The sequence below is a fragment of the Haloferax sp. Atlit-48N genome (genome assembly GCF_003383015.2).
GTDB lineage: Archaea > Halobacteriota > Halobacteria > Halobacteriales > Haloferacaceae > Haloferax > Haloferax volcanii.
Genome location: NZ_CP137689.1, coordinates 2704936 through 2724512 on the forward strand (window position 1 = coordinate 2704936; position 19577 = coordinate 2724512).

At 67.3% G+C, this 19577-nt stretch carries 22 protein-coding genes; 8 read left to right on the forward strand and 14 right to left on the reverse strand.

Annotation, left to right across the window (positions count from 1 at the left end; all coding sequences use genetic code 11):
- Window position 1: 1 nt before the first annotated feature.
- From DEQ67_RS14370 to DEQ67_RS14385, 4 genes are all read right to left on the reverse strand, one after another.
- Entirely contained in the window at window positions 2-907 is a 906-nt protein-coding gene (locus DEQ67_RS14370; protein ID WP_115803995.1) for an ABC transporter permease, read from the reverse strand.
- Between the two features lie 2 nt (window positions 908-909).
- Entirely contained in the window at window positions 910-1929 is a 1020-nt protein-coding gene (locus DEQ67_RS14375; RefSeq protein WP_004063094.1) for an ABC transporter permease, read from the reverse strand.
- Window positions 1930-1983: 54 nt separating this feature from the next.
- Window positions 1984-3672, reverse strand: a complete 1689-nt coding sequence (locus DEQ67_RS14380; protein ID WP_115803994.1) for an ABC transporter substrate-binding protein — start codon at window positions 3670-3672, stop codon at window positions 1984-1986.
- Between the two features lie 304 nt (window positions 3673-3976).
- On the reverse strand, window positions 3977-4459 hold the full coding sequence (locus tag DEQ67_RS14385) for a DUF7529 family protein (RefSeq protein WP_049916532.1): 483 nt from the start codon (window positions 4457-4459) through the stop codon (window positions 3977-3979).
- A 192-nt stretch (window positions 4460-4651) separates the two neighbouring features.
- On the opposite strand from DEQ67_RS14385, the gene DEQ67_RS14390 reads away from it, so the two are divergent.
- Window positions 4652-5191 carry an Lrp/AsnC family transcriptional regulator gene (locus DEQ67_RS14390; RefSeq protein WP_008577827.1) on the forward strand — a complete coding sequence of 180 codons (540 nt, stop codon included), beginning with the start codon at window positions 4652-4654 and terminating at the stop codon, window positions 5189-5191.
- Window positions 5192-5535: 344 nt separating this feature from the next.
- Here DEQ67_RS14390 and DEQ67_RS14395 read toward each other — a convergent pair whose 3' ends face one another.
- Window positions 5536-5769 (reverse strand): DUF7123 family protein, encoded by a 234-nt coding sequence (locus tag DEQ67_RS14395; protein ID WP_004063098.1) that lies wholly within the window; start codon window positions 5767-5769, stop codon window positions 5536-5538.
- Window positions 5770-5890: 121 nt separating this feature from the next.
- Window positions 5891-6184, reverse strand: a complete 294-nt coding sequence (locus DEQ67_RS14400) for an ArsR/SmtB family transcription factor (protein WP_013035243.1) — start codon at window positions 6182-6184, stop codon at window positions 5891-5893.
- Between the two features lie 507 nt (window positions 6185-6691).
- Here DEQ67_RS14400 and DEQ67_RS14405 point away from each other — a divergent pair.
- Window positions 6692-7654, forward strand: coding sequence for a DUF7551 domain-containing protein (locus tag DEQ67_RS14405; protein ID WP_144858773.1), 963 nt, complete (start codon window positions 6692-6694; stop codon window positions 7652-7654).
- Window positions 7655-7727: 73 nt separating this feature from the next.
- Here the strand turns inward: DEQ67_RS14405 and DEQ67_RS14410 are convergent, their stop codons facing one another.
- Window positions 7728-8729: a lysylphosphatidylglycerol synthase domain-containing protein gene (locus DEQ67_RS14410; protein ID WP_115803991.1), complete on the reverse strand. Its 1002-nt coding sequence runs from the start codon at window positions 8727-8729 to the stop codon at window positions 7728-7730.
- 147 nt (window positions 8730-8876) lie between these two features.
- Between DEQ67_RS14410 and fer the strand changes: the two genes are divergently transcribed.
- Both fer and DEQ67_RS14420 read left to right on the forward strand, forming a co-directional pair.
- A complete protein-coding gene (fer, locus tag DEQ67_RS14415; RefSeq protein ID WP_004063102.1) occupies window positions 8877-9647 on the forward strand; it encodes a ferredoxin Fer in 771 nt (256 codons plus the stop codon).
- Window positions 9648-9710: 63 nt separating this feature from the next.
- Complete coding sequence (locus DEQ67_RS14420; RefSeq protein ID WP_004041644.1) at window positions 9711-10184, forward strand: FKBP-type peptidyl-prolyl cis-trans isomerase; 474 nt, start codon at window positions 9711-9713, stop codon at window positions 10182-10184.
- 79 nt (window positions 10185-10263) lie between these two features.
- On the opposite strand, the gene DEQ67_RS14425 is transcribed toward DEQ67_RS14420, so the two are convergent.
- From DEQ67_RS14425 to DEQ67_RS14440, 4 genes are all read right to left on the reverse strand, one after another.
- Window positions 10264-11145 carry an ABC transporter ATP-binding protein gene (locus DEQ67_RS14425; protein ID WP_115861293.1) on the reverse strand — a complete coding sequence of 294 codons (882 nt, stop codon included), beginning with the start codon at window positions 11143-11145 and terminating at the stop codon, window positions 10264-10266.
- A complete protein-coding gene (locus DEQ67_RS14430; RefSeq protein WP_004063103.1) occupies window positions 11145-12260 on the reverse strand; it encodes a FecCD family ABC transporter permease in 1116 nt (371 codons plus the stop codon). Before DEQ67_RS14430 ends, DEQ67_RS14425 begins: the two co-directional genes overlap by 1 nt.
- On the reverse strand, window positions 12257-13246 hold the full coding sequence (locus DEQ67_RS14435) for an FAD-dependent oxidoreductase (protein WP_115861294.1): 990 nt from the start codon (window positions 13244-13246) through the stop codon (window positions 12257-12259). Before DEQ67_RS14435 ends, DEQ67_RS14430 begins: the two co-directional genes overlap by 4 nt.
- Window positions 13247-13472: 226 nt before the next feature.
- Window positions 13473-14009 (reverse strand): DoxX family membrane protein, encoded by a 537-nt coding sequence (locus DEQ67_RS14440; protein ID WP_004041640.1) that lies wholly within the window; start codon window positions 14007-14009, stop codon window positions 13473-13475.
- A gap of 123 nt (window positions 14010-14132) precedes the next feature.
- Between DEQ67_RS14440 and DEQ67_RS14445 the strand changes: the two genes are divergently transcribed.
- Window positions 14133-14756 carry a GNAT family N-acetyltransferase gene (locus DEQ67_RS14445; RefSeq protein WP_004041639.1) on the forward strand — a complete coding sequence of 208 codons (624 nt, stop codon included), beginning with the start codon at window positions 14133-14135 and terminating at the stop codon, window positions 14754-14756.
- 18 nt (window positions 14757-14774) lie between these two features.
- Here the strand turns inward: DEQ67_RS14445 and DEQ67_RS14450 are convergent, their stop codons facing one another.
- The 3 genes from DEQ67_RS14450 to DEQ67_RS14460 form a co-directional block, all read right to left on the reverse strand.
- Window positions 14775-15134, reverse strand: coding sequence for a hypothetical protein (locus tag DEQ67_RS14450; protein WP_115861295.1), 360 nt, complete (start codon window positions 15132-15134; stop codon window positions 14775-14777).
- Window positions 15135-15242: 108 nt separating this feature from the next.
- Complete coding sequence (locus tag DEQ67_RS14455) at window positions 15243-15425, reverse strand: hypothetical protein (protein ID WP_004041637.1); 183 nt, start codon at window positions 15423-15425, stop codon at window positions 15243-15245.
- A gap of 123 nt (window positions 15426-15548) precedes the next feature.
- The gene (locus tag DEQ67_RS14460) at window positions 15549-15746 is read right to left on the reverse strand and encodes a CopZ family metallochaperone (protein ID WP_004063107.1); all 198 of its coding nucleotides are present in this window, start codon (window positions 15744-15746) and stop codon (window positions 15549-15551) included.
- A 132-nt stretch (window positions 15747-15878) separates the two neighbouring features.
- Between DEQ67_RS14460 and DEQ67_RS14465 the strand changes: the two genes are divergently transcribed.
- The 3 genes from DEQ67_RS14465 to DEQ67_RS14475 all read left to right on the forward strand — a co-directional run bounded on the left by DEQ67_RS14465 (window position 15879) and on the right by DEQ67_RS14475 (window position 19565).
- Window positions 15879-16478: an AsnC family transcriptional regulator gene (locus DEQ67_RS14465; RefSeq protein ID WP_006601050.1), complete on the forward strand. Its 600-nt coding sequence runs from the start codon at window positions 15879-15881 to the stop codon at window positions 16476-16478.
- 141 nt (window positions 16479-16619) lie between these two features.
- Window positions 16620-19202: a heavy metal translocating P-type ATPase gene (locus DEQ67_RS14470; protein ID WP_115861297.1), complete on the forward strand. Its 2583-nt coding sequence runs from the start codon at window positions 16620-16622 to the stop codon at window positions 19200-19202.
- Window positions 19203-19334: 132 nt separating this feature from the next.
- Entirely contained in the window at window positions 19335-19565 is a 231-nt protein-coding gene (locus DEQ67_RS14475; RefSeq protein WP_004063110.1) for a hypothetical protein, read from the forward strand.
- The last annotated feature ends 12 nt before the right edge of the window (window positions 19566-19577 follow it).

The window sequence follows — 19577 nt, forward strand, 5'->3', positions numbered from 1 at the left end:
CTCAGTCCACCTCCACGTCGAGCACGTCGCGCAGGCCGTCGCCGATGAAGTTGAACCCGAGGACGGCGAAGGAAATCGCCAGCCCGGGGAACACGGCAATCCACCAGAAGCTCGTGACGTAGTTGCGACCCTGTGCAATCATCGCGCCCCACGTCGGCGTCGGCGGCTGCGCGCCGAGGCCGAGGAACGACAGGCCCGCGCCGACGAGGATGACGAAGCCCATGTCGAGGGTCGCCTTGACCGTGATGGGGCTGACGACGTTCGGGAGAATCTCCCTGAACGTCGTCCGCATCCACCCCGACCCGAGCGCCCGGCTCGACTCGATGAACTCGTCTTCCTTTATCGAGAGCACCTCGCCCTGCACGAGGCGGGCGTACCACGACCACCACGAGAAGGCGATGGCGACCATGACGTTGAACAGCGACGCGCCGGTCGCGGCGACCACCGCCATGGCGAGGAGCGTGGGCGGGATGGCGAGGAAGATGTCCGTCACCCGCATGATGACGGTGTTCGTCGTCCCGCCGAGGTAGCCCGCGATGAGGCCGAGCGTCACGCCGATGGAGATGGCGATAGAGAGGACGATGCCGCTCATCAGGAGCGACAGACGCGCGCCGAACAGGACGCGGCTGAAGATGTCGCGACCGGTCGTGTCGGTGCCCATCAGATGCGTCGCGCTCGGCGGCTCGCTCGCCTGGTCGAAGTAGACGCCCGCGCCGGCGTGTTCGGGGAACGGCGCGATGTACGGCGCGAGGAGCGCCGCGGCGACGAGCGTCAGAATCATCGCCAGGCCGACGAGCGAGAGCTTGTTGCCCGCGAAGGTCCGAAAGCCGCGTTTGAGCTGTCGAAGCCGCTCTTTTCGGGCGGCGCTCTCGGTGTCGAGAAACGGGATGGAGGTCTTCGTGGACACGGCTATCCCTCCTCCAGCCGCACCCGCGGGTCGAGGTAGCCGTACAGCAGGTCGACCACGAAGTTGGCGGTCACGAAGCCGATACCGACCACGATGGTGACGCCGACGATGGCGTTGAAGTCCTGATAGAGGATGGCCTGCACGCCGTAGCGCGCCATCCCCGGCCACGCGAAGACGATTTCCACGAGAAACGCGTTCCCGAGGAGGAACCCGAACGCGAGGCCGACCACCGTGAGTGAACTCGTAAAGGCGTTTTGCAGCATGTACTTGTATTCGATGAGGGTGTTCGGAAGGCCGTAGGCCCGCGCGGCGAGGACGTAGTCCTTGCGCTGCTCGTCGATCATGTCCGAGCGGATGAGCCGCATCACCTGCGCCAGCGTGGCGAGGCCGAGCGCGACCGTCGGCAACAGGAGGTGCGTGGCCGCGTCGAGGAACGTCCCGAACTGGCCGGCGATGAGGCTGTCGACCAGATACAGCCCCGTGACCGCCGGCGGGGGAGCCACGCCGTCGCTGAGCCGCCCCGAGAGGGGCAACAGCCCGAGGCTGACGACGAAGACGATTTGGAGGACGATAGCGACCCAGAACCGCGGCATCGACACGCCGAACAGGGCGGTGATGCGCGAGAGGTGGTCCTGCCAGCGGTCCTTGTTGGTGCCGGCGACGACGCCGAACGGAATCGCCAGCAGGACGGCGCAAAACAGCGTGACGACGGTGAGTTCGAGCGTCGCGGGCAGGCGAGCGACGATATCGGAAAAGACGTTGTTGTTCGTCCGCAGCGACATCCCCCAGTCGCCCTGCACGACGCCGACGAGCCAGTCGACGTACTGCATCGGCAGGGGCTGGTCGAGCCCCATCTCGGCCCGCAGCGCCGCGACTTGCTGTTGCGTTGCTTCCGGTCCGAGCGCCAGCCGAACGGGGTCGCCCGGAATCACGCGGGATATCAGGAAGATGAGCACTGATAACCCGAAGATGACGGGGACCGAGTGGATGGCGCGCCGAACGAGGTAATCTACGTATGACATTGGTGAGTTAGGTCGACGCCCCGATTCGGGGCGTCGGAAACCGCCTGGAGACGGTTACTCCGCGCGACCCTCGCCGCTGCGAGTCATCGAGTGGACGTCCCAGTCGAACGACATCACGCCGCGGTACTGCCAGCCCTCGACGTTCTCGTTGATGCCGATGCGGTACGGCGGGTTGGCGATGTAGACGCTGGGCATCCCCTCGACGATGAGCGCCTGCGCCTCCTGGTAGCGCTCCAGACGAGTCTGGAGGTCGGAGGTCTGGCGCGCTTCTTCGAGCGTGGCCGCGATTTCGTCGGTGGAGTACCACGACTGGGAGATGTACGACCCGAACGAGGAGGGGTGGTACATCAGGTAGGTGTGGCTGTCCGGCGACGGCATCTTCGCCGTGTGGAAGATGTTCGTCATGTGGGCGGTCGACTCGGCGCTCGTCGCGCGGTCGGTGAGGCGGGCCCACTGAAGCGGGTTGATTTCGAGGTCGATGCCGAGTTCGTTCAGCCCGGCCTGGTTGAGAAGCCCCATCTGGCGCTGGAGTTCGGTGCCGGCGACGACGACGTGCTCGAGACCGATTTCGTTGATTTCCTCGACGGAGTAGTCCGCCCGGTCGAGGAACTCCTTGGCTCTGTCGAGGTCCTGTTCCATCGGGGCGAGGTCGTCGTTGTGGCCCGCCATCTCGCGGGGGACCGGCCCGGCCGCGACGCCGCCGCCGCCGATGATGTCGTTGACGGCGCTGTCGTAGTCGAAGGCGTAGGCGATGGCCTTCCGGACGTTGATGTCGTCGGTGGGTGCCTTCTGGCAGTTCAGCGGGAAGTGGAACAGCTGCAACTGCGGCACCTCGGGGACGCGGACGTTGTCGTACGAGTCCATCTCGGCGTACGCCTGCGTGCCCATGTACTGGTCGGTCATGTCGCCTTCGCCCTGCTGCATCGTCGTCTTGATGGTGGACTCCTCGGTGATGACCGTCGAGCGGAACGTGTCGAAGCTGTCCTCGCTCCAGCCCTTCCAGTAGTCCTCGTAGGCCGACGCCTCGATGGAGTTGCCCTGCTCCCAGTTGTCGAGGACGTACGCGCCCGACCCGGCGGAGTTGCTCTGGAGGTAGGCGTTCCCGTAGTCGCCGTCCTGCTCGTTCTCCTGAACGACGGCGCTGTTGACGATGTAGAACTGGACGAACGTCGCCAGCGCCGGCCCGTACGCCTGATTGAACTCGAAGGCGACGGTCTGTTCGTCGCGGACGGTGATGTTCGAGGGGTCGAGGTAGTCGAGCCAGAACGACGAGTAGCCGCGCTGGAGTTCCAGCATCCGGGTGAGCGAGTACGCCACGTCGTCGGCGGTCAGCGGCGTGCCGTCGGAGAACGTCACGTCGTCGCGAATCGTGAACACCCAGGTCTGCCCCTCGTCTTCGGTGTCCCAACTCTCCGCGATGTGGGCGGTCGGCTGGAGCGTCTCGGCGTCGACCGTGATGAGTTCGTCGTAGAGGTTCTGCGCCGCGAGCCCCTGCGTGTAGTCGACCTGCTCTGCGGGGTCGAGCGTCCCGAACACCTGCCCGGCGATGAAGTGGAAGTCGTTGCCGCCGCTCCCACCGCTTCCGCCGTCGCTCGTCTGTTCGGTCGCGGTCGAGTCGCTCCCGGAACTCCCGTCGGTCGTCTCGGTCTGCTGTGCCCCCTGACAGCCAGCGAGGGCGACGCTCGTCGCTCCCGCGCCGATGAGCTTCAGCAGTTTTCTGCGTTCTATGTTGCCGGTTGGCATGGAGGGTTGTGGATAGCCCATTCGTATAAACCTTTCCTAGTGAATAAACATATCGTCGATAGATTAAGTTGATTCATCTAATTATATATTCGTAATAATTGTAGAGAGGGCCGAGAACACGGGTACATAGACGAATGGGCATATCAGAAAGCGATAGATACTGATTCAGTCTATTCTCGCTCAATAGAGCACAGAGATACACAGCTAACTGTGAGATTTGTGGACAGGACTCGGCGTGCCAATCGCGAGAACGTCGCGGCGAGCGCGGTCGAGACCGGGGCGGAATCAGCGACCCCGCGGGCAGTTACTGCGGGAGAAACAGGTCGGGTTCGGGGTGTCGGAACGAACAGTGGCGACTGTTTCCGAGGTCGCTCACCGTCGTTCGAATCTCGGATTCGGTCCGGAGCGTTTCGACGAACGAAGAGTCAGTATCAGCGTCGTAAAACACGGGATAGAGGACCGCTTCCATCGTTTTCTCGGATTTCACGACGACGACGAAGATGCGAACGTTCGTGTCGCGGGCGCGGTAGACCTCGAACTGGTCGAACTCCGTATCAGCCCCCGAAACGGTCGATTCGAGCGCTTCGAGTTCGGAATCCGGAACGAGGAGCCGGAATCCGGAATCGGCGGCCGCCGCCGCGTCCGTCGTGGAAACATCCCCCGGGTGAAGGACGAGCGTCTCCCAGCCGGACTCTTCGAGCCCCGCCGAGACCTCGTCGATTTCAGTGAGGACGTCGGCCCAATCCGCGAGAGCCTTGTTCGTTCGATTGATTTTTCCGCGAACCATGTCGTCACCCTCCGTGAACGCGGAGTAAAAGTGTTTGGGGGCCGAAACGCGCGTTCTCTCGACGGCCTGCGATTTCAGTCGTCCGCCGGTCCGAATCGAATAAACGATTCGTTCACCTATTGCATCCAATTCGGAGATTTCGAAGAAACATTCATATATATGAAGCTAAGCGGTATAACCGTGAGACTAGCAATGCCCGATTCGCAGGAGTGGATGGAGGACCCGCGCGTTGTCGAGCTTCTCGAAGACCGGATGGACAAAAAGGACGTTCTCATCTTCCGCGAGCTAAACAAAGACGGGCGAATCTCGGACACGGAGCTAGCCGACCGCGTCGGGCTCTCGCGGACGGCCGCGCGGCGGCGGCGCAAGATGCTCCAAGAAGACGGCATTCTCGAAATCTTCGCGCTGTTGGTCTTTCGGGCGGCCAACTACCCCTACGCGGAAGTCCACATCTCCTACGATAACCACGCCACGAACGACGAAATCACGGCGTTCATCGAACGACTCCTCGACGAGGGGCTGGTGTACGAGGTCGCCGAATGTATCGGTGAGTACGACCTGCTGATTCGCGTCTGGCAGTCTTCTTTGAGCAGCATCAACAGCTACGTCCGCGAACTCCTCCAAGACAGCGACGTTGCCGACAGCTACACCGTCGTCCCCATCACCGACTCGTACAAGATGTTCCACCGGACGTTCTACCGGCCGGGCGAAGAGGCACCCGACGCGTCGTGACCGAGTCGCGGGACACCGCGTTCGAGAATTGGGTGTAATCCGAACGGAGTTCGGCCGGAGTTCGGTCGGTGTTGTCCCGAAATTCGGACAAGCGCTATGTCACCGTTAGCTCATGCAATAGACGGGGAACAGAACTCCCCGCCCTGTGACGGACCCCGTCGCCGGCGCGCCGCGTCCGCCGAGCACTGCCCCCTCGGTCGCTCGGCCGGTCGTCGGCCGCCGCGTTCCCCGTCTCCCCTACCGGCCCGGACCTCCGCACCGCCTCGGACCCGGTTGCCCTGCCACACCGGGCCGGAATCCCACCAATATTCTTTTGCGCCGCCGCCAGTCAAGCGCCTCGCAACTCAGTCGGCGGGCTCGACGTACCACGAGGTGCTGCGGGCGTACCCCCACCGCGAGATGTGGAGACCCTCCGCCTCACGCTGGAGCAACTCGACGAGCGACCCGATTTCCTTCGAAGACAGTCCGACCTCGTCGGTGATGTGTCTGCTCTTGAAGTAGAACGCGCCCTCCGAGGCGCGCGCCGAGAGGTACTGTTCGAGTCGGTCCCGCTTGGAGGGGGCACTATCGGAACTCATAGTTCGGGGTGCGGGCCGTGAGGTGAAATTCGGTTTCCGAACTTACGGCCAATTCGGGACCAGATGAGGCACAACTCTCACCGACTTTGCGCTGCGAGGGCGCCTGCGACGGGAGACGGGTTCAGGCGTCTTCGTCTCCGAGTTCGGTCTGCTCTGCGATGTCGTCCAAGAGGTCGAGATTGTCGTCCATCGCCGGCGTCAGAAAGAACAGCTTACCGTACTCCTCGCCGCTGGTGGTGAGAACCTCGTTTTCCGTGAGCATCTCCAGGTGGTGCTGGACGGTCTTGTAGTTCAGGTCGAGTTCGTTCGAGAGCTGGTTCGTGTTCATCGGACGCTCGTGCAGCGCGCGGATGATTCTGAGGCGGTTTCTCCCGCCGCGAGTCCCGCCGACGAGCCACCACAGCAGCTGCCTCATCTGCGTTCCCGCCTTGCTCCGCCGGTGTTCGTGACGTGCATCTGTCGTCGTCTGCTGGAGCGCCTGCGTTCTCGTGGCGTGGTTCGTCATGTCCGTGCGACCGGCGCGGTCGTCCCGCGGCCGACCATCGAGGGCGTGTTCGTCCCGCAGTTCGTCGAGTGCGTCATCTATCGAAGCTACTCTCGGAGCGGCGGATAATGGTTCCCCGAACTCGACGCAGAGTTGCCCCCGAGAGAGGCACAAATTAGACCCAAATTCGGGGGTGACAGCGAGCGTCACGACCGCCGTCGAACGGGAGACACCGACAGAGACCGCGCCACGGGAACGGACCGGCGGGAGGCGAGACGGTTCGCAGAACGGAGCCGGACGCGGCGGCGGGCGACGCGACTCGCCGCTCCGCGGACCGCCCGAACCAATACGTTTTAGGCCTACCTAAACAATGTGTCGAGCAAGCGACGAACGGACCGCGGGACGGCGACGGCCCGCGAACCAACGCACTGAGACATCATGGTCGGCACGACACTCACCCAGATTCGGACCCACATCGAATCGCTCGCGAGCGACGACGGGACGTACGAGCTCGTCTGCGGACGGACCGGAGAGCGACCCGTTCCGGTCGACGGCCTCCGGTTCGAGGACCGCGAGACCGCCGAGGCCGCCGCACGCGCGGCGAGGAAGTATCGCTCCGCACTCCGGCGGTACGACCCGAACGTCCCGTACTACGATCTCATCGTCTCGGAGCACAACAGCCACTCCGGCTTCGGCGGCGCGACCGCGACCGCGGAGGGCTGGGCGACCGCCGGGGCGACGCCCGGGCTCCCCGAGCCACCCTGCGACCTCGGAACCGACGCGGGCGGCCGAACGGAGTGCGCGGCCGACGGAGACCGCTCCGAACGGGTCGAGTTCTGTCACCGGGTCGCGGCGGCGGTGTTCGAGGCGCTCGTGGACGCCGACCACCGGGCGGTCGAGACCGCGGTGATGGACGCGTACTTCGACCTCGCGGAGACGATGTCCAGCGCGGACGACCTCTGTCTGCGCCTGTTGGAGAGCATGGCGACCGCGCTCCACGTCCACCTCGCGTCGGCCGAACAGGCGGACGTGCTGGAGCGCGCCGCCTCGAACCTCGCGTCGCGGCCCGACGCGACGAAGACGCTGGCGGCGACGCTGGCGGAGATGGAACGGCTCGACCTCGTCGAATCGTACACCTGTTCTGCGTGGCGGTCCGGCCCGGACGCGACGACGAGGGCCGCGGAACTGACCCTCGAAGGCTACGCGCTCTCGGCGCGCGAGGGGCGGCTTCCGGTGCTCCCGGTCGTCCTCGAACTCTACCGGCGGACGTCGTCGTGGAGGCCCGTCTCCCTGCACGTCACGTCAACCGAGGGCGGCTGGCACGCGACGCTGTCGGTGTCCTCCGCGTCGAGCGCGGTCGGGCTGGCGAGCGTCCCCATCCACGAACACGCCGCCGACTGACTCGTTTTTCTCTCCTCACCTCTCCACTCGTCTCACGCCGCCGCGACGGGGGGCCGGGGGTGGTCAGTGCGCCTCAGGCCCGGACGCCGCGGAGGAACCCGGTTGCGACGCCGCCGCAGCCGAGCGAGACGAGGAGTTCGAACGTCCGCACGACGAGCACCGCCGCGGTCGCCCCCGCGGCCGGCGCGCCCGTCGTGAGGCTGAGCGCGCCCGCGAGGAGCACGTCGTAGGCGCCGAGACTCCCGGGAACGGGGACGACGCTCGCCGCCTGCGGGAGCGGGATGACGGCGACGATGGGGATGAGCGCCACCGTCGTGCCGGTGCCGGCGAGCGCGACCCAGAGCGCGAGCGACGTGAGCAGTTGCTCGAAGACGCCGCTGAGCGCGATGACGCCGAGGAGTTCCGGCGCGTCTCGAAACTGGACGACGCGCTCCCAGAAGCGTTCGACCGCGTCGACGACGGCGTCGCGGCCGAGCGGGGTTCGGCGGGTGACGCCCGTGACGACGCGAACGACCGGCGTCAGAGCCGCGACGACGACCATCGACAGCGCGCCCCGCGCCCAGACGAGCGCCGCGCCGACGACCACCAGCGCGGCGACCGCGCCAGCGAGCGTCACGAGGACGAACCGGGACGCCGGCGCGTCGAGAAAGAGGACGCCGACGAGCGCGACCGACAGGAAAAGCTGCGCCGCGGATTTGACGTACTTGGCGACGCCGCGGACGCCGAGGGCCTCGCTGTAACTCGTCTCGGTCGCGACGCCGAAGAACTGCGCCATGATAGGCTCCGAACTCACCGGCCCGGCGGGGCTGAGCACGTCGAAGAAGTCGCCGGCGAACGCGAACTGGACGCTCGCCCGCGCCGAGAGCCCGCCTCGGAGGGGCCGCACCGACGCCCAGACGCCGAGGCCGTCGACGGTCGCCTCGGCGAGCATCAGAACGCAGACGGCAGCGACGGCCCACGGGGCGACGGCCGCGACGCGCGAGCCGACTTCCTCCGGGCCGACGTACCAGAGGTACGCCGCGAGCGCTCCGATGCCGAGTCCCGCGCCGACGACGAACCGAACCCCGCGTCTCACACCCGAAGCAAGCGAGGCCCGCTACAAAACCGCCGCGGCTCGCGGCCGCGCTCGGTCGTCCCCGTCACACGCCGATTCGAGGACTAAACCACGACGAGACGGCCGGTGGCCGTGGATTTATGCTCGCGAGTTCCTACTAGCCCCGATGTGGACTCCCCGTTCGAGACGCTCGGCATCGACCCGGACGCAGACGAGGACGAACTCGTCGACGCGTACCGTCGGCGGGTGAAGTCGGCCCACCCGGACCACGGCGGGTCGGCGGAGGAATTTCAGGCGGTTCGGACGGCATACGAGGCGATTCGGGGCGGCTACGAACCCGGCGACGAACTCGAACCCGTCGACACGGACGGCCGCCGACCGACCGACGAGGAGGCGACCCGAAATGGACAGCACGACGCCGATGCCGCTCGGAACGGCCACGCCGGAAGCGGGGCCGAAACCGGCGGCGAGGGCGCTGGCGGCGACGCCGGCTCGGAGCCAGAACCCGAACGGCGTGGGGCGCGAGTCGAGTTCCTCGATTACGACGTGGTCACCGAGCGCGGCTGGTCGCTCACCGACGACGACCTCTTCGAGAAAGCCGCCGAAAGCGGCCTCGACGGCGACGCCTACGGCGAGGTGTTCGTCGAGCCGCGGACCAACCTCCTGAAGGCCGCCGAGGACGCCGGCCACAGTTGGCCGTTCGCCTGCCGCGGCGGGGCGTGTGCGAACTGCGCGGTGGCGGTCGTCGCAGGCGAGGTGAAGATGCCCTCGAACCACATCCTCTCCGAGGAGATGCTGGACCAAGGCGTCCGGCTGTCGTGTATCAGCCTCCCGGTGACCGACGACCTGCAAGTCGTCTACAACATCGAACACCTCCCCGGCCTCGACGAGCTTCGGCTCCCCCCGCAGCACGCCCGGAAGATGAGTACGGGGCGGTGACGCGAACCCCCGGTGGGATGCCTCGATGACGACTTTTATGCGCGTCCTCCGCCGACCCCCGCTATGGCAATCGAGTCGGGAGACCGCGTCGCGCTCGCGTACGTCGGACGCTTCGAAGACGGGACCGTCTTCAACACCTCGCGGTACGAGGTGGCGGTCGAACACGGCCTGTTCGAGGCCCAAGAGAAGGACCGCGACGACTACGCCCCCCAGACGTTCGTCGTCGGCGCGGGCCAGATTATTCCGGGGCTGGACGAGGCCGTCGTCGGGATGTCGGCCGGCGAGGAAGCGACCGTGACCGTCCCGCCGGAAGACGCCTACGGCGAGTTCGACCCCGACCGAATCCGAACCTACGACGCCGAGACGTTCGAGGGGATGGTCGGTGAGACGCCCGAGGTCGGCCTGCACGTCCACGCCGAAAACGGGCTTCACGGCGACGTGACCGCCGTCCGCGACGACGAGGTCGAAGTCGACTTCAACCACGAACTCGCGGGGAAGACGCTCGTCTTCGACATCGAAATCGTCGCCGTCCAGTAGGCGCACCGGGCGGTCGGGGTAGTCGTGACGAGGCGATAGAACTGAACTGAACTGAGCGGCGAGAAAGAGCGTCGAACCGTTACAGCGAGCGCTTCGGGACGATTTCCGGGTCGGGCGAGTAGTTGACCGCGGCCTCGACGCGGAACACGTCGGCGAGGAGTTCCTCGGTGACGACCTCGCGCGGCGGCCCCCAGTCGTACAGTTCACCGTCCTGCATGGCGACGAGGTAGTCCGCGAACCGCGCGGCCTGCGCGATGTCGTGGAGGACGACCGCGACCGTCACGTCGCGTTCCTCGTTGAGTTGGCGGACCGTCTCCAGCACGCGGAGCTGGTGGTGTAAGTCGAGGTACGTCGTCGGCTCGTCGAGGAGGAGCACGTCGGTGTCCTGTGCGAGCACCATCGCAATCCACGCGAGTTGGCTCTGGCCGCCCGAGAGGTTGCCAATCTGCTTGTCGCGGATGTGCTCGACGCCCGCGAGGTCGATTGCGCGCTCGACCGCCTCGTGGTCGTCGTCGCTGACCTGCTCGAAGAAGCTCCGGTGGGGGTACCGGCCGTGGTAGACGAGGTCCTCGACGGTGAGCGACGTGGGCGAGTCGTGCTGTTGGGAGAGCATCCCCAACTCGCGGGCGAACGCCTTGTCGTCGTACTCGCTGATGGATTTCCCGTCGAGGTAGACGCTGCCGCTGTCGGGCGAGAGCTGTTTGGCGAGCGACTTCAGAAGCGTGCTCTTGCCGGAGCCGTTCGGCCCGACGAGCGCCGTGATTTCGCCGCGCGGGATGTCGATGCGGTCGCACTCGACGACCGGTTCCTCGCTCGTCGGATACGAGAGTTCGAGGGCGTCGCCGGCGAGCGCGCTCTCGCGGTCGGAGTCGCTTTCGACGCGCTCGTTTCCGCTCGTATTCGCGTCTGTTTCACCGTGTTGTGCCATCTGTTGGGGGTTCTCTGGTTGCTGGTTCGACATCACACTTCACCGATGTTCTGCTGTTTGCGCATGAGGTAGAGGAAGTACGGCCCGCCGACGAGGCCCGTGACGACGCCGACCGGGAGCTGAATCGGGTTGAGCGCGAGGCGCGCGCCCACGTCGGCGGCGACCATCAGCGCCGGGCCGGCGAACAGACAGCCGACGACGAGGCGCTTGTAGTCGCTGCCGACCACGTTCCGCACGAGGTGCGGGACGACGAGGCCGACGAAGCCGACGATGCCGGCGACGGCGATGCTCGCCGCGGCCGCGAGGACCGCGACGCCCGAGAGGGCGAATCTGACCTTCTCGATGGACATCCCGAGCGAGCGGGCGGTCTGCTCGCCCAGAAGCAGGACGTTGAGCTGGCGGGAGCTTCCGAGCGCGAGGCCGACGGCGATGATGGACCACGGGAGGGCCATGCGGACCTGCTCCCAGTCGGTGCCGGTGAGCGACCCGGTCGTCCACGCGATAGCGGACTGGACGACGCCGATATCGTCGACGAAGAAGAACAGCCCCGTCTGGAGGCTCTGGAAGACGGTGCCGACGATGACGCCCGCGAGGACGAGCCTGACCGGCGAGGTGCCGTTCTTCCACGCGATGAGGTAGACGAGGACGAACGCGAACATCCCGCCGAGCGCCGCCAGAAGCGGGAGGTACGCCGCGAGCCCCGAGAAGACGACGAGCGTGAGGAGAATGAGCAGCCCGGCCCCCGACGAGACGCCGAGGATGAACGGACTCGCCAGTTCGTTCCGGGTGACCGCCTGGAAAATCGCGCCGGAAATCGCGAGGTTCGCGCCGACGAGGATGGCGACGAACACCCGCGGGAGCCGGATGTTCCAGACGATGAGCGTCCGGCGACCGAGTTCGGGAAGTTCGCCGCCGAGGAGGAACACCTGCCAGACCTGCGGGTCGAAGATGACCGCCGGGTCGAAGACGGCGCGCCACGCCTCGCCGATGGTCATCGAGAACGCGCCGAAGCTGACCTGCACGAGGCCGCCGGCCACGACGACGACGAGGCTGGCGAGACAAAGCGACACGAGCGAGCCGTCAATCCACCCGAACAGCCGGGTCAGCACCGACCCGGAAGACTGTTCGGTCGGCGTCGTCCCGCTCACTGCTCGACACCTCCGAGTTCGCTCCCGTCGAGGTAGTCAGCGAGCGCCTCGTCGGGAAGCGCGTCGAGGACGCGCTCGGTGCCGATGGTCTCGACGAGTCGCCGGATGCCGCGGGGCTCCGCGGCCTCGACCTCGTGGTCGGTCCGGCGGGTGTCGAACGCCCGGTCGATGTAGGACTCGCGGAGTTCCGCGAGGCGCTCGTCGTCGAGGTCGGCGTCGTCCGGGACCTCGCCGTCGAACCACTCGCGCCAGCGGTCGCGGTCGCCCCACTCGCCGTGGAACTCGGTGTCGGCGCGGAGCCAGTCGTAGTGGGCCGCGAGGTCGCCGGGGAAGCCGCGCTCGCGCCGGCGGTCCTCGATGAGACACCGGGCGACGTGACCGCCCTGTCCGGCGGCGATGCCGACCTGCGCGTTCCGGTCGCCCGAGGGCGCGGCGACGTACAGTCCGTCGACGGGAGTCCGCCCGTCGTCGTCGGCGTAGTCGGAATCGAACTGCTCGTGGACCTCGCCGTGGTGGTCGTGCTCCTCGAACATCGCGTCGTCGTCGTCGAGGCCGCGGAGGTAGTCGCCGTCGTACCACGCGGCGGCGACGACGTGGTCGGCCTCGACCCGGCGACCCTCCTGCGTGCGGACGACGAAGCGCCGAGCGTCGGCGTCGAACGCGCCCGACTCGCCCTCGCTCGCGGCCGCGACTTCACTCTCGTCGCCCGGTCGCTCGACCGAGACGACCATGTCGGCGACGTAGTCCGCGCCGACCTCGGCGAGGTGTTCGTGCATGAGCGCGGTGAACGTGTCCACGCCGATGCCGGCGGGGAAGCCGAGGTAGTTTTCGAGGTACGCACACCGACGCAAGGCGGCGTTCCCCCGGTCGAACACGACGGTGTCGAGGCCGTACCGCGCGGTGAAGACGGCCGCGGCGCATCCCGAGGGACCGCCGCCGACGACGACCACGTCCGCCGAGTCGAGTTCAGTGCCTTGGTCGGTCACGGCGCAGACCGCCCCCGTGAGAACAACCCGCGAGCGACGTGGTCGAAGTCGGCTCCGTCTTCGTTCATACGTTTTAGGCGTCCCTAATACAATAAACCACTTTCGGATTTTAGGGACTCCTAAATCCACCGGCACGCTAAAACCGGTTCGAAGAGGCCTGAGACGCGGGAATCTTCGGAAACACTGTCCGAGAGAAACGGTAGCCGAGCGCGGCCGGAACGCCCCCTCAGCCGAGGAGGTACCGGAGCTTCGGTCGCTGGCGGACGAACTCCGTCTCTTCGAGGTACGCGTCGAGGCCGAGGATGCGGCCCGTCGCGAGCGCGCCGACCACGAGGAACATCACGAGCCCCAGCAGGTCGCCGTTGACGAGGCCGTGGCCCCACTCGGCGTTGCCGAGGTAGAAGAACGTCATGAGGAACGCGCCCCCGGCGGCGGCGAGGCGGACCGCGGCTCCGACGACGAGCCCGAGGCCGATGAGCGTCTCGCCCAACGGGACCATGAGGTTCGTGAATTCGAGCAGCACCGGCGTCTGGCCGACCCACGCGAGGAACGCGTGGACAGGGCCGGGCGCGCCCGCGGTGCCGTTGACGAGCCAGCCGGCCGCGTTAAACGGCTCGGCGCCGAGGTACTTCGTCACCCCCGCGTGGAGGAACCAGTACCCCGTGACGAGGCGGGCGAACACGAGCACGTAGCCGGTGACGCCCTCGGCGTAGTCGAACTCCATCCGGTTCCCCAGCATCTCGATTTCGCCGGTTGCGGCCATTGTCCGTCACCTCACATGTGAAGCGTGGACCGCCGGGACGTTATAAATCCGGACCGGTTTTCGAATCCTCGGAAACTGGGAATCGGCGGCCGCCCTCAAGGGTCGCGCTCGCGCCGTTCCCGTATGGGAGAGACGGACGTTGACCGGCCGAACGGCGCGAGTGGGTCCGACGGCTTCTGGGACGCGAGTCGGTGCGTCGGGACGCCGCAGTGTCCCCCTCGGTGCCCGCGGTTCGTCAGCAAAGACGGTCGTGGCCTCGTCGTCCGCCCGTACGACGACGCCGACCGAGACGCCCTCGCTGAGATGTACCGCGACTACGACCCCGACGCCCGGTCGATGGGGCTGCCGCCGACGGACGAGGCGCACATCACCGAGTGGCTCTCGAACCTCGTCGACCGCGGCCGCAACTTCGTCGCCGTCGCCGACCGAGGTATCGTCGGCCACGCCGCGTACGTGGCGAGCGACGACCCGGAGCCGGAGCTCGCGGTGTTCGTCCATCAGGACAGCCACGACCGCGGCATCGGGACCGAACTATGTCGCCACGTCGTCGCGGACGCCGCCGACGCCGGGCGCGAGGCGCTCGTCCTCCACGTCGCTCCCGATAATCAGCGGGCCGTCCACGTCTACCGCGAACTCGGGTTCGAGACGGTCAGCTCGGACGGCGCGGACACGAAGATGCGTCTCGACCTGACGCCGCCGGTCCCGCCGGCCGCACGGCCGACGACCGGCACCGAAAGCCGAGGGTGACCGGACTCCCGGCGAACCTCACTCGGGCGCGATGACGACGCCGTCCTCGTCGGCGTGGTCCATCGACACCTCGTGTCGCGTGTGTCGGGTGTGCGTGCGGGCCCACCGGCGGGCGCTGGCCTCGGAGAGGAACTGTTCGCCGTCGGGACACTGTCGACAGCTGACGACCCACGGCGAAACGTCGTCCGGGAAGTGTCCGGTGTGGCGGCGGTGGTCGAGCGCGAACTGCTCGACCGACTGGTTTCCCAGTTGTAGCTCGTCGAGTTCGTAGGAGAGGTCCCACTCCTCGCCGCACCGCGAACACGAGACGGTGGGCGTGTCGTCTATCGGGTCCGTCGGGGAGTGCGTGCGAAAGTCGTCGTCGCTCGGTGGAGACACAGGCGGGGTTAGAACCGCGGCCTCTTGTAACCGTCTGCACCCGAAGCGAGAGACAACGGACTGATATGTTTCGGAACCGACGCGGACGGGGGTCGCCGTCCGAGGCGCTCAGTCCGCGTTCGTCTCCCAGTCTCTGACCAGCGCGACGGCGAAGACGGTTAGCAGGGCGGCGATACCGGCGTTCCGCGCGAAGTCGCCGGTGTCGCCGGCGGCGAGTCGAACGACGCCGAGCGCGAGGAGGAGTCCGATGACGAGCGCGAACAGGACAGTCGCCCACGACCGCGCGTGCATGGTCGAGCAGTAGCGGGTCGCCGGCTAAAACGGTTCAGGTCGGCGCGTCGAACCGACGCGTCGGTCGCGCCGTCCGGTCGTTCGGGTCTTCCGCTCGCGCGGACCGGCCCAACTCGTCCGAGTTCAGGCGCTCGCGTCGTAGCCCGCGTCTTCGACGGCCGCGACGAGGGCGTCGGTGTCGGCGTCGCCCTCGACGGTCGCGCGCTCCGCCTCGCGGTCGGCGGTCGCGTCTTCGACGCCATCGACGCCGGCGAGGGCGTCGGCGACGCGCTGTTCGCAGTGTTCGCAAGTCATTCCGGTGACGGTGAGCGTAGTCGACATACGGTTCGACGTAGGGGCTTCTCGATTTAGTGGATTGTCCTTTCGGGAGTTCGATTACCGCTCCGATCCGACTTTCGAATCGAAAGCCGAGCGCGAGGAACACCTATGACATCGTGGTCCCTATCGGGATGCATGCGCGCGCTCGACGAAACCGACCTCCACATCCTCGAACTCCTCGCCGAAGACGCCCGTCGCCCGTTCAGCGACATCTCCGCCGAAGTCGGTCTCTCCGCGCCGGCGGTCTCCGACCGCATCGACCGCCTCCGCGAGGAGGGCATCATCCGCCGCTTCACCGTCGACCTCGACCAGTCGACGCTGTCGGGCGGGACGCCCGTCCTCGTCAGACTCTCCGTCCGCCCGGAGTTCGTCGACGAGGTCCGCGACGCCCTCCGCGCGGCCGACCCGGTCCAACACCTGTTCGTCGCAGCGGACGGGGAGGTGACCACCCACGCCCGACTCGACGGGGGGTCCGTCCGCGCCCAGTTAGACGAACTGGTCGACCTCTCGCGGGTCCGCGACTACGAGGTGAGCCTCGTGGAGTCCGCCGAGTGGACGCCGACGGTCAACGGAACCGGTTTCGCCCTCGAATGCGCCGAGTGCGGCAACACGGTGACCAGCGAGGGCGAGAGCGCCCGCATCGGCGGGTCGCTCTACCACTTCTGCTGTTCGTCCTGTCTCGGCCGGTTCGAAGACCGATACGACCGCCTCGAAGCCGGCGCGAACGACGACTGACCGGGCGGGCGGCGGTCGGGTGACGCTGGCGGCGACTGAGTGTCGGAATCGGCGCTTTCGAATCCAAAGTTCCGCCCCGCTCTGACGTTCGGTTCTGAAGGGGAAATCGAGGTAAGCGAGGGGCACGTACGTCTAGGTGAGATGAGTAGCCGAACGGCCCACTTAGACATCCGCGGAATGAGTTGCGCGAACTGCTCGCGCACCGTCGGCGAGGCGTTGGAGGCGCTCGACGGCGTGACGAGCGCCAGCGTCAACTTCGCCACCGACGAGGGGTCGGTGGAGTACGACCCCGAGGAAGTATCGCTCCGCGAGCTATACGACGCCATCGAGGACGCCGGCTACGAGGCGCTCTCGGAGACCCGAACCATCGGCATCACCGGGATGAGCTGTGCGAACTGCGCCGACGCCAACCAAAAGTCGCTGGAGTCGGTCCCGGGCGTCGTCGCCGCCGAGGTCAACTTCGCCACCGACGAGGCGCACGTCACCTACAACCCCGCCGACGCGAGCCTCGACGACATGTACCGGGCGGTCGAAGACGCCGGCTACACGCCCATCCGCGAGGACGACGACGACGAGGAATCCGCCGAGGACGCCCGCGACACCGCCCGAAACGAGGAGATTCGCCGGCAGAAGCGCCTGACGCTGTTCGGCGCGGCGCTGTCGCTCCCGCTCCTCGCGATGCTCGCGGTCGAACTGTTCGGCGGCGGCCTTCCCGAGACGATTCCCGGCACGGGCGTCCCCGTCGGCTGGGTCGGCTTCGCGTTCGCCACGCCGGTGCAGGTCTTCCTCGGCCGCGAGTTCTACGAGAACTCCTACACGGCGCTCGTGCGGAACCGCACCGCCAACATGGACGTGCTCATCGCCATGGGGTCGTCCACCGCGTACGTCTACTCCGTCGCCGTCCTCGTGGGACTGCTCGCCGGCAGTCTCTACTTCGACACCGCCGCGCTCATCTTGGTGTTCATCACGCTCGGGAACTACCTCGAAGCGCGCTCGAAGGGACAGGCCTCCGAGGCGCTCCGGACGCTCCTCGAACTCGAAGCCGACACCGCGACGCTCGTCGACGACGACGGGACCGAACGCGAAGTCCCCCTCGACGAGGTCGAAGTCGGCGACCGCATGAAGGTCCGCCCCGGCGAGAAGATTCCGACCGACGGCGTCGTCGTCGACGGCGACTCCGCGGTCGACGAATCCATGGTCACGGGCGAGTCCGTCCCCGTCTCGAAGGCCGACGGCGACGAGGTCGTCGGTTCGACGGTGAACCAAAACGGCGTCCTCGTGGTCGAAGCGACCAAGGTCGGCTCCGAGACCGCAATCCAGCAGATAGTCTCGCTCGTCAAGGAGGCCCAAGGCCGCCAGCCCGAGATTCAGAACCTCGCGGACCGCATCTCGGCGTACTTCGTTCCCGCGGTCATCGCCAACGCCCTCCTGTGGGGCGTCGTCTGGTTCCTCTTCCCCGAGGCGCTCGCGGGCTTCATCCGGTCGCTCCCGCTGTGGGGGCTCGTCGCTGGCGGCCCCGTCGCCGCCGGCGGCGCGGTCTCGACGTTCGAGTTCGCCGTCGTCGTTTTCGCGTCGGCCGTGCTCATCGCCTGCCCCTGCGCGCTCGGCCTCGCCACCCCCGCCGCGACGATGGTCGGGACGGCAATCGGCGCGCAAAACGGCGTCCTGTTCAAGGGCGGCGACGTGCTCGAACGCGTCAAAGACGTGGAGACCGTCGTCTTCGACAAGACCGGCACGCTCACCAAAGGCGAGATGACGCTGACCGACGTGGTCGCCGTCGGCCCCGCCGCCGACGGCTCCGGCGTCGTCACCGCCGACGACGAGACGCTCGACGAAGACGCCGTGCTCCGGTACGCCGCCTCGGCCGAGCGCAACAGCGAACACCCGCTTGCCCGCGCCATCGTCGCCGGCGCGGCAGACCGCGGCCTCGACCTCGCGGAGCCGGACGACTTCGAGAACGTCCCCGGCCACGGGATTCGCGCGACCGTCGACGGGAAACCCGTCCTCGTCGGCAACCGCAAACTCCTCTCGGACGCGGGCGTCGACCCCGCGCCGGCCGAGGACGCGCTCCGCGACCTCGAAGGAGAGGGCAAAACCGCGATGCTCGTCGCGGTCGACGGCGACCTCGCGGGCGTCGTCGCCGACGCGGACGAAATCAAGGAGTCGGCCGCCGAGGCCGTCGCCGCGCTCCGCGACCGCGGCGCGACCGTCCACATGATTACCGGCGACAACGAGCGCACCGCCCGCGCCGTCGCCGAGCAGGTCGGTATCGACCCCGACAACGTCAGCGCCGGCGTCCTCCCCGAGGACAAGGCCGACGCCGTCGAGTCCCTGCAAGCCGACGGCACGAGAGTCATGATGGTCGGTGACGGCGTCAACGACGCGCCCGCGCTCGCCGCCGCGTACGTCGGCACGGCGCTCGGCTCCGGCACCGACGTGGCTATCGAGGCCGCCGACGTGACGCTCATGCGCGACGACCCGCTCGACGTGGTGAAAGCCATCCGCATCTCCGCGGGGACGCTCGCCAAAATCAAGCAGAACCTGTTCTGGGCGCTCGGCTACAACACCGCGATGATTCCGCTCGCGTCGCTCGGCCTCCTCCAGCCGGTGTTCGCCGCGGGCGCGATGGCGCTGTCGTCGGTGTCCGTCCTCACGAACAGCCTCCTGTTCCGGAGCTACACGCCGGACCACGACTACCGCTTCCTCGACTTCCTGCGGCGGTAGGACAGGGCTCGTTCGACGCGTGCGAGTCCCAACACCGTCCGCCTCGCCCCACAGTTCCGAACCGTTCCGCCGCCTCATTCCGTGCCGCCGGTTCGCCGTCTGGCTTTTCCCCTCGCGCACCGAGTCTCTCGGATGATGAGTCGTCGACCCCTCGCGTGGACGGCGTCGTGGCTCCCGCTGGCCGTCGGCGCGTTCCTCGCCCTCGTCGGTGTCGGAACGCTCGTGGGAGCCCCGTGGCGCTACGCCGCCAGCGAGTCGGTTGTCGTCGTCGCGGCGTTCCAGATACTCGGGTCGCTGTCGGCTATCGCCGTCGGACTCGGAGTCGCGTGGCTCGAAGCGAGCGGGGCGCGCGAAAAACGGTGACGGACGTGGCGT

Coding starts and splice junctions, on each gene's coding strand:
- DEQ67_RS14375 (WP_004063094.1), bottom strand. CDS start 1,929: ATGTCATACGTAGATTACCTCGTTCGGCGCGCCATCCACTCGGTCCCC.
- DEQ67_RS14380 (WP_115803994.1), bottom strand. CDS start 3,672: ATGCCAACCGGCAACATAGAACGCAGAAAACTGCTGAAGCTCATCGGC.
- DEQ67_RS14385 (WP_049916532.1), bottom strand. CDS start 4,459: ATGGTTCGCGGAAAAATCAATCGAACGAACAAGGCTCTCGCGGATTGG.
- DEQ67_RS14390 (WP_008577827.1), top strand. CDS start 4,652: ATGCCCGATTCGCAGGAGTGGATGGAGGACCCGCGCGTTGTCGAGCTT.
- DEQ67_RS14395 (WP_004063098.1), bottom strand. CDS start 5,769: ATGAGTTCCGATAGTGCCCCCTCCAAGCGGGACCGACTCGAACAGTAC.
- DEQ67_RS14400 (WP_013035243.1), bottom strand. CDS start 6,184: ATGAGGCAGCTGCTGTGGTGGCTCGTCGGCGGGACTCGCGGCGGGAGA.
- DEQ67_RS14405 (WP_144858773.1), top strand. CDS start 6,692: ATGGTCGGCACGACACTCACCCAGATTCGGACCCACATCGAATCGCTC.
- DEQ67_RS14420 (WP_004041644.1), top strand. CDS start 9,711: ATGGCAATCGAGTCGGGAGACCGCGTCGCGCTCGCGTACGTCGGACGC.
- DEQ67_RS14425 (WP_115861293.1), bottom strand. CDS start 11,145: ATGTCGAACCAGCAACCAGAGAACCCCCAACAGATGGCACAACACGGT.
- DEQ67_RS14440 (WP_004041640.1), bottom strand. CDS start 14,009: ATGGCCGCAACCGGCGAAATCGAGATGCTGGGGAACCGGATGGAGTTC.
- DEQ67_RS14445 (WP_004041639.1), top strand. CDS start 14,133: ATGGGAGAGACGGACGTTGACCGGCCGAACGGCGCGAGTGGGTCCGAC.
- DEQ67_RS14455 (WP_004041637.1), bottom strand. CDS start 15,425: ATGCACGCGCGGTCGTGGGCGACTGTCCTGTTCGCGCTCGTCATCGGA.
- DEQ67_RS14460 (WP_004063107.1), bottom strand. CDS start 15,746: ATGTCGACTACGCTCACCGTCACCGGAATGACTTGCGAACACTGCGAA.
- DEQ67_RS14465 (WP_006601050.1), top strand. CDS start 15,879: ATGCGCGCGCTCGACGAAACCGACCTCCACATCCTCGAACTCCTCGCC.
- DEQ67_RS14470 (WP_115861297.1), top strand. CDS start 16,620: ATGAGTAGCCGAACGGCCCACTTAGACATCCGCGGAATGAGTTGCGCG.
- DEQ67_RS14475 (WP_004063110.1), top strand. CDS start 19,335: ATGATGAGTCGTCGACCCCTCGCGTGGACGGCGTCGTGGCTCCCGCTG.